This window comes from Parafannyhessea sp., from assembly GCF_051876455.1.
GTDB lineage: Bacteria > Actinomycetota > Coriobacteriia > Coriobacteriales > Atopobiaceae > Parafannyhessea.
This window is the reverse complement of sequence record NZ_JBJEHW010000217.1, coordinates 1-7,572: the sequence shown is the minus strand read 5'-3', so window position 1 is coordinate 7,572 and position 7,572 is coordinate 1. Positions and strand designations below refer to the sequence as shown.

The 7,572-nt window shown below is 67.6% G+C and carries 8 protein-coding genes; 1 reads left to right on the top strand and 7 read right to left on the bottom strand.

The features are described 5' to 3' along the window. Positions 1–1,326, bottom strand: a 1,326-nt coding sequence (gene dnaK, locus ACI38Z_RS09135) for a molecular chaperone DnaK (protein WP_439789890.1), incomplete at its 3' end; no start/stop codon positions are given. 313 nt (positions 1,327–1,639) lie between these two features. Here dnaK and yfcE point away from each other — a divergent pair. Next, entirely contained in the window at positions 1,640–2,209 is a 570-nt protein-coding gene (gene yfcE, locus ACI38Z_RS09130) for a phosphodiesterase (RefSeq protein WP_439789889.1), read from the top strand. A gap of 137 nt (positions 2,210–2,346) precedes the next feature. Here the strand turns inward: yfcE and ACI38Z_RS09125 are convergent, their stop codons facing one another. From ACI38Z_RS09125 to ACI38Z_RS09100, 6 genes are all read right to left on the bottom strand, one after another. Continuing rightward, positions 2,347–2,703 carry a hypothetical protein gene (locus tag ACI38Z_RS09125; protein WP_439789888.1) on the bottom strand — a complete coding sequence of 119 codons (357 nt, stop codon included), beginning with the start codon at positions 2,701–2,703 and terminating at the stop codon, positions 2,347–2,349. A gap of 107 nt (positions 2,704–2,810) precedes the next feature. After that, positions 2,811–3,470, bottom strand: coding sequence for a DUF3862 domain-containing protein (locus tag ACI38Z_RS09120; RefSeq protein WP_439789887.1), 660 nt, complete (start codon positions 3,468–3,470; stop codon positions 2,811–2,813). Between the two features lie 192 nt (positions 3,471–3,662). After that, complete coding sequence (locus tag ACI38Z_RS09115) at positions 3,663–4,937, bottom strand: protein kinase domain-containing protein (protein ID WP_439789886.1); 1,275 nt, start codon at positions 4,935–4,937, stop codon at positions 3,663–3,665. Then, positions 4,934–5,437, bottom strand: a complete 504-nt coding sequence (locus ACI38Z_RS09110) for an XRE family transcriptional regulator (RefSeq protein WP_439789891.1) — start codon at positions 5,435–5,437, stop codon at positions 4,934–4,936. Before ACI38Z_RS09110 ends, ACI38Z_RS09115 begins: the two co-directional genes overlap by 4 nt. Before the next feature lies 1 nt (position 5,438). After that, positions 5,439–6,077: an indolepyruvate oxidoreductase subunit beta gene (locus ACI38Z_RS09105; RefSeq protein WP_439789885.1), complete on the bottom strand. Its 639-nt coding sequence runs from the start codon at positions 6,075–6,077 to the stop codon at positions 5,439–5,441. Between the two features lie 2 nt (positions 6,078–6,079). Beyond that, positions 6,080–7,572: thiamine pyrophosphate-dependent enzyme (locus ACI38Z_RS09100; RefSeq protein WP_439789884.1), on the bottom strand; the 1,493-nt coding region annotated here is incomplete at its 5' end.

The window sequence follows — 7,572 nt, the reverse complement described above, 5'->3', positions numbered from 1 at the left end:
GGCCATCTCACGCTCGCCCTGCAGGACGTTGATCTCGACGGACGTCTGGTTGTCGGCGGCCGTGGAGTAGATCTCGGTCTTGGAGGTCGGGATGGTCGTGTTGCGGTCGATCATCTTGGTCATCACGCCGCCCATGGTCTCGACGCCCAGGGAAAGCGGGGTGACGTCCAGCAGCAGGATGCCCTCGACATCGCCGGTGAGCACGCCGCCCTGGACGGCCGCGCCGTCAGCGACGACCTCGTCCGGGTTCACGGACATGTTCGGCTGCTTGCCGGTCATCTGCTTGACGAGCTCCTGCACGGCGGGCATACGGCTGGAGCCGCCGACGAGGATGACCTCGTTCACGTCGGAGATCTGCAGGTTGGCGTCGCGCAGCGCCTTGGTCACAGGTGCCTTGCAGCGGTCGAGAAGATCGCGGGTGATGCGCTCGAACTCCGCACGGGTCAGCGTGTAGTTCAGGTGCTTCGGGCCGGTCGCGTCAGCCGTGATGAACGGCAGGTTGATGTCGGCCTGCTGCGCGCTCGAGAGCTCCTTCTTGGCGTTCTCCGCGGCCTCCTTCAGGCGCTGCAGTGCCATCGGGTCCTTGCGCAGGTCGATGCCGTTCTCCTGCTGGAACTTGTCTGCCATCCAGTCGATGACCTTCTGGTCCCAGTCGTCGCCGCCCAGGTGGTTGTCGCCGTTGGTCGCGAGGACCTCGACCACGCCGTCGGCCAGGTCAAGCAGGGACACGTCGAAGGTGCCGCCGCCCAGGTCGAACACGAGGACCTTCTGGTCGATGCCCTTCTTGTCCAGGCCATAGGCGAGTGCCGCGGCCGTCGGCTCGTTCACGATACGCTTGACGTTGAGGCCAGCGATCTTGCCGGCGTCCTTGGTGGCCTGGCGCTGGGCGTCGTTGAAGTAGGCCGGGACGGTGATGACCGCGTCGGTCACGGTCTCGCCCAGGTACTTCTCGGCGTCCTGCTTCATCTTGGAGAGGATCATTGCGGAAATCTGCTCGGGCGTGTAGTCCTGGCCATCGATCTCGACGACGGCGCGGTTGCCAGTACCGCTCTTGACCTTGTACGGGACGGTCTTGAGCTCGGAGCCGACCTCGTCGTAGCGACGGCCCATGAAGCGCTTGATGGAGAAGACGGTGTTCTGCGGGTTGGTGACGGCCTGGTTCTTTGCGGCCTTGCCAACGATGCGGTCGCCGTCGGGACGGAAGCCCACGACGGACGGAGTGGTGCGGTCACCCTCGGAGTTCACGATGATGGTGGGCTTGCCACCCTCGAGGACGGCCATTGCAGAGTTTGTAGTACCAAGGTCGATGCCAAGAATCTTTGCCATGGTGTTGTTCCTTTCTGTTCTTCCCCAGGTCGCTTTCGGGGCCGAGGGTCCTATGTTCTGCGTTGTACATTTCTCATTGTTCCCATGCGCTTCGATTCTATACATAATCTAAGTCTTCATACATTAGATTTTTTGAAATCCGCATTATAGGGTTGCCCACACCCCGGGGCACCCTGTCAAATCCCACAGAAATCTTTGCGTTTGTGCACGTAGACGGTGCCATTTGACCTTCCCGTCCCACTCGTGCGACCATCGGTCACATGCACGTGCAAGGGCCACCCCGGCCCAAAAACTTTTGGAGGGCAAGAAGATCATGAAGCTCCTCATCGCATCCGACATCCACGGCGCGGCCTCCTGGTGCTCGCGCCTCATGGACGCCATCGACGCCGAGCAGCCGGACCGCGTCGTGCTGCTGGGCGACCTTCTGTACCACGGCCCCCGCAACGACCTTCCGGAGGACTATGCCCCCAAGGAGGTCATCGCCATGCTCAACGGCATCGCCGACCGCGTGATTGCCGTCCGGGGCAACTGCGAGGCGGAGGTCGACCAGATGGTCCTGGACTTCCCCTGCATGGCGGACTACGACGCGCTCTGGGACCCGGCGGCACCCAACCCGCAGGCGGCCGGCACCGGCCGCGAGCTCTTCTTCACGCACGGCCACATCTGGGGCCCCGGCATCCACAACTCCGTCGACCACATGCCGACGCTGCCCGCCGGCGCCGCGATCGTCTATGGCCACACCCACAAGAAGGTGAGCCTCGCGAGCGACGCCAACCCCGGAATCTGGTGCTTCAACCCCGGCAGCGTGGGCATCCCCAAGGACGGCTCGCACAGCTACGGCATCTACCTCGACGGCACGTTCGAGCACCGCATCCTCGGGTAGCTCGACAGGCGGCATCGGCGGCGGGCGCTGGCATCGACCGGCAAACGCAGGCGGGCGAGAAGGACTTGCGGCCATGGCCGTTTGTCCTTCTCGCCCGCGTCTTTTATTTGCCCGCGCCGTCTTGCGTTGGGAGCGCGCTACGCCTTGTCTGCCTTGGGCATCTTCGCGTACGCCACGAAGCAGAGGATCATCTGGATGATGAGGAAGAGGGCGTACGCGATGAAGAGCACCATCGCCACCGCGTAGAGGATGCCCGCCACCAGCGCAAACGCGCGCTTGCTCATGAAGAACGCCAGCGCGTTGAAGATGACGGCCACCAGCGTGAGGAGGAGGTGGGGCATCACGAGCATCGTGGCGATGCCGGCGCCTGCCTGCGCGGCGCTGTCGGAGCCCACGGCGCCCGCCGCGCCGCCGCCAAACCAGTACCAGAGGCTGTAGACCAGATACGCCGCGCCGAGGACCAGCGCGACCAGGAGGAGCTTGTTGCGTTTCATGTTGGAGCCTGCCTTTCGGTTGCCTTGCTATCTTCACGCAGGACGCGGGCGCATGCGCACCCGCGTCTCACGCCGTTACCGCCTGACCGTGCCTGGCGACCTGCCGCCTAGCTGTCGAGCCCGTACTGCGCCTTGGACTCGACCTTGCCGTCCATGAACGTGATGGTCGCGTTGGCGCCGACGGACTTGCCCGACCACATATATATCTGCGAGGTGTGGTCCGCGACCTTGGTGTCGCTCGTGAGCTCGCCGTCGCCACCCATGACCTGCTTGACCTGGTCGTACGTCATGCCGGTCTGGACCTGGTTGTACTGGTCCATCGTGATCTGGACGGACGAGCTTCCGCTCACGCCCGCCTGGGCCTTGTTGACGACCTTGTCGTTCTCGAACGTGACGGTCGCGACGCCAAAGCCGTCGGACTCCCACTCGTAGATCTTGGAGGTGACGTCGCCCACCTGGGTGGTGGACTCCTCGGTGCCGTCGGACCCGATGATCTGCTTGACCTGGTCGTAGGTCATGCCGTTCTGGATCTGCTTGAACTTGTCTGCGTCGATCTTGGTGCTGTCCTTGGAGCTGGACGACGCCTTGCTGTCGCTCGAGGACTTCGAGCTGGTGGAGGTGGTCGTCTCGCTCTTGCTGCCAGAGTCGCTCGACCCGCCGCAGGCGGTCATGCCCATGGACATGGCGGCCACAACCGCGATCGTCGCGACAAGGAGTCCGCGCCCCCTGCGCCTGGAAGTCCCGCCCACGTTGTTCGCCTTCGACATCATCCGCTCCAATCATCCTCATGGCCGACAGGGGCGACGCCACGCGCGTCCATACGACCGCAACGGGCCGCAGCCGGACACGTTTGCGTGCCAACTCGCACGAACGATGTTAGGTTTCAGGATTCGATAAGTCCTCTGCTGGCAGCAGAGTCGGGCAAATTGGGCGCGGAGCGGAAGGAAGGCACAAGCGCGTCAGCAGTTTGGTAGCGCAAACGCCACCACGAGCACGATCGCCACAAAGGCAACCACGAGCCTCAGCAGGTGCGCGCCCTCGCGAAGCAACAGGGTGCCAAGACGGCCGCCCGGCACTGCGTAGCGACCGGCCGACGTCAGGCAGCAAGCGGGCTCCCAGCCAAAGGCAAGCGCAAACCACGCCGCCATGACGAGGCACAGCACGGCCGTGAACGTGTCGAGCAGCGACTTGCCGAGCATCAGGATCGAGGAATAGACCAGCAGCGCCGCACCGAGCGCGGCAAACAGGGCGAGAAGGACGCAGGCCACGCGCTCCCCCACCCCTGCGGAGCGGAAGGCATGCCAAAGTTCCGCGGGGCTTGCGGCCGGTACGGCCGCCTCGCGGAATCTGGCCCGCAGGCTTCCGCCGGAGGGAACGGACGCCGCCGGTCGTGCCGCAGGCCGTGCCGCGGCCGGCGAGGGCTGCGGCGGGCACGCCGCCTCGAGCGCACGCGAGAGCTCGCCCACGCTCTGGTAGCGCGCGGACGGCTCGAATGCGGTTGCCTTATTGATGACCTCGCGCACGGACGCAAGCACCTGCGGCGAGTCCGCGGCGGATTCGAACGCCGCGCCGGACGGGTCGAGCGCCGTGAGCGCGTACGCGAGCAGCCGCCCGAGCGAGAACACGTCCGACCTTGCGTCCGTCTGCGCAAAGCCGTACTGCTCCGGCGCGGCAAAGCCCCAGGTGCCCAGGCGCGTCGTGTCGTGCGTGGCGCCCTCGACGCGCACGCGCGCGATGCCCAGGTCGATGAGGTGCGCGCCGTCCGAGGCCACCACGACGTTGCCCGGCGTCACGTCGCGGTGCACCACGCCCGCGGCGTGCAGCGGCGCGAGCGCCTGGCAGAGCTGCCGGACCAGCAGCACCGCACGACCCGCCTCGAGCGGGCCGCCATCGCGCACGAGCTGCGCCAGCGTCGGGCCGTCCACAAAGTCGTACACGACCACGAGCGCGTCGGGCAGCCTATAGATTTCGCGCACGCGCGGCAGGCGAGAAGCGCCTTCCGCCCCGCTCGCGGCCACCTCCCTGAGCGCATGCCACGCCCGCTCGTTGGCAAGCCCCGTCGGCATGCGCTTGCGCACGAGGAGCGTCGGCTCCCCGGCTCGTGGCTCCCGGCGCACCACGAGCTCCGTCATGCCGGCCTCGCCCTCCGCAAGCGTGCGCACCGGAGAGAACGAGTCGTCCAGGTCAAGGGCCTCAAGCAACGCCTCGTCCTCGGGGTTGGAACCTTCCGTCACTTGGAGGCCTCCGCGGGGCCGGAGCCGATGGTCTTCTCGCCCAGGCGAAAGAGCTCGTCGTCGCACTCGAAGCGCGTGTAGCCGTGCTCCAGGCAGAATATGATCACGGCGTCGCGGCGCACCTTGCAGTAGAGCTCGGAGTGGCCGGCGCGGCGCAGCAGGCGCTGGGCCTCGCGCAGGTCGCAGCCAAAGCCAAACGCAAGGGCGATGGCCGTGTCGCGGCTGGGGCCGCGCACGCCCTGGAACACCTGGTAGCCAAACGATGGGTTGACGCCGCTTGCGCGCAGGACGCCCGCACGCGTGAGGCCCTTCTGCCCCAGCAGCGCGTGCAGGTAGGCGGCAAGGTCGCGCTCGCCCACCTGCGTCCGCTCCAGGTACTCCTGCGGCGTGGCGCTCGCGAGCAGGCGGGCCAGCAGCTCCTCCGTGAGCGGCTCGCGGTCGGCGGCGCCGGCCGCTTCCGCGGAGCCCGCGCCGGCCCCCTGCGCCGCGCCCGCGTCCATGCTAGGCAAGCGCGGCCTCGCGGCCGAGGGCGAACGCCTTGAGGTTAGCGTCCACGGTCTTGGGCGGGACGCGGCGCCTGATGGCGTCCTCCCACTCGCCCACCGCAAACGGCAGCGCCGTGGAGAGCGCGCCCACCAGCACCACGTTGGTGGAGCGGGGGCTGCCGGCCTCGCGCGCGATGGCACCCGCGTTCATGCGGACGGCTCCCAGCGCGTCCAGGCGCCCGTCCACGCCCTCGGGCATGGTTGCGTTTCCTATGTTGACGGGCACGGGGGTCACGACCTCGTCGTTAACGAAGAGGCGCCCGCCCTCGCGCAGGAACTGCTGGTTGCGCAGGGCCTCTATCGCCTCGAAGGCCACCAGCACGTCCGCCGTGCCGGGGTCGCAGATCATGCTGTCCACGTGCCGGCCCATGCGGATGATCGTGCTGACGGAGCCGCCGCGCTGGCTCATGCCGTGAATCTCGGACACCTTCACGTCCAGGCCGGCCTCGCTCGCGCACATGGCCAGGATGTTGCCGGCAAGGATCGTGCCCTGCCCGCCCACGCCCACGAGCAGGACGGTCATGGTCTTCTCGAGCGTCACGCGCTCCCCGAGCTCGATGGTCGAGGCCTCTGCGGATGCGGTTGCGTGTGGCATTGCTACTCCTCCTCGAACGCGATGCAGCCAAACGGGCAGCTCTGCACGCACTGGTTGCAGCCGATGCACTGCGTGGGGTCGATCTGGGCGGTGCCGTCCTCGGCCTTGCCCAGGGCCGGGCAGCCAATCTGGATGCACGAGCCGCACTTGCGGCAGTCCGTGATCTTGGGCGCCGGGCGCGTGGAGCGGTCGACCAGGCGGCACGGGCTCTTGAAGATGATGACGCTCAGCCTGTCCGTGTGCGACGTGGCCGCCTTGAGCGCGCGGCGGATCGCCTTGAGGTCCTGCGCGTCCACGACCTCGACCTCGTCCACGCCGATGGCGTTGCACAGCGCAACCAGGTCGAGCGGCTTGCCCGCCGGCCGGTCGAGCATGCTGGGCTTCTCCGCCGCGTCGATCAGGGGAGAAACCCGCGCCGCCTGCTCCGTGAGCGTCAGCCCGTTGACGGGGTTGCCCTGGGTGCCGGTCATGGCGGTCGTGCGGTTGTCCAGGATGCAGAGCGTGCCCTTGCCGCCGTTGTAGACGGTGCCGAGCAGGCTCGTGATGCCGGAGTGCGCGAAGGTGGAGTCGCCTATGACGCCCACGACCGGCCTGCCCGTGCGCTCCGGCGCGCCCGCGAGCTCCATGCCGTGCGCCATGGAGAGCGAGGCTCCCATGTCAATCACGGAGTCGACGGACTTGTACGGCGCGACGGCACCCAGCGTGTAGCAGCCGATGTCGCCGGTCACGATGGCGTGGATGCGTCGCAGCTCGCAGTAGACCAGGCGGTGCGGGCACCCGGCGCAGAACGCGGGCGGACGCGGCGGCAGGTCTTTCGCCGGTGCGGCGTGGCCGGGCAGCGCCTCGCCAAAGCTCGCCTGGATGTCGGAAGGGAAGATCTCGCCGGAGCGCGGCAGCGGCTTGGCGGGCGGCTCGGAAAGCTCCACGCCCATGGCCGCGATGGCGGTGCGGAAGTAGCGGCAGGTCTCCTCCACCACGTACACGCGCTCGACGGACGCCGCGAAGTCGCGGATCAGCTTGGGCGGGAGCGGCCACGTGAGGCCGAGCTTGAGCGTGGACGCGTTGGGCAGCGCCTCGCGCACGTGGTTGTACAGCGCGCCGGCCACGATGACGCCCACCTTGGGGTCGCGCATCTCGACGCGGTTGAGCTCGCTCTTCTCCGCGTAGTCGAGCAGCGCGTCCTCGCGCGCGTTCGTGGCGCGGATGCGGCCCACGGCAAACGCCGGCATCATCACGTACTTCTGCGGCTGGGAGGCGTAGTCGCGCAGCGGCGCGTCCTCGCGCGTGCCCGCAGGCTCCACCATGGTGCGCGTGTGCGCGATGCGCATGGTCTCGTGCAGCATGACGGGCGTGTCAAACCGCTCGGACAGCGCAAACGCCTGGCGAGCGAACTCGTAGGCCTCCTGGGAGTCCGAGGGGTCCAGGCACGGGATCCGCGCAAAGGCCGCGTACGTGCGGGAGTCCTGCTCGTTCTGCGAGCTGTAGCACGACGGGT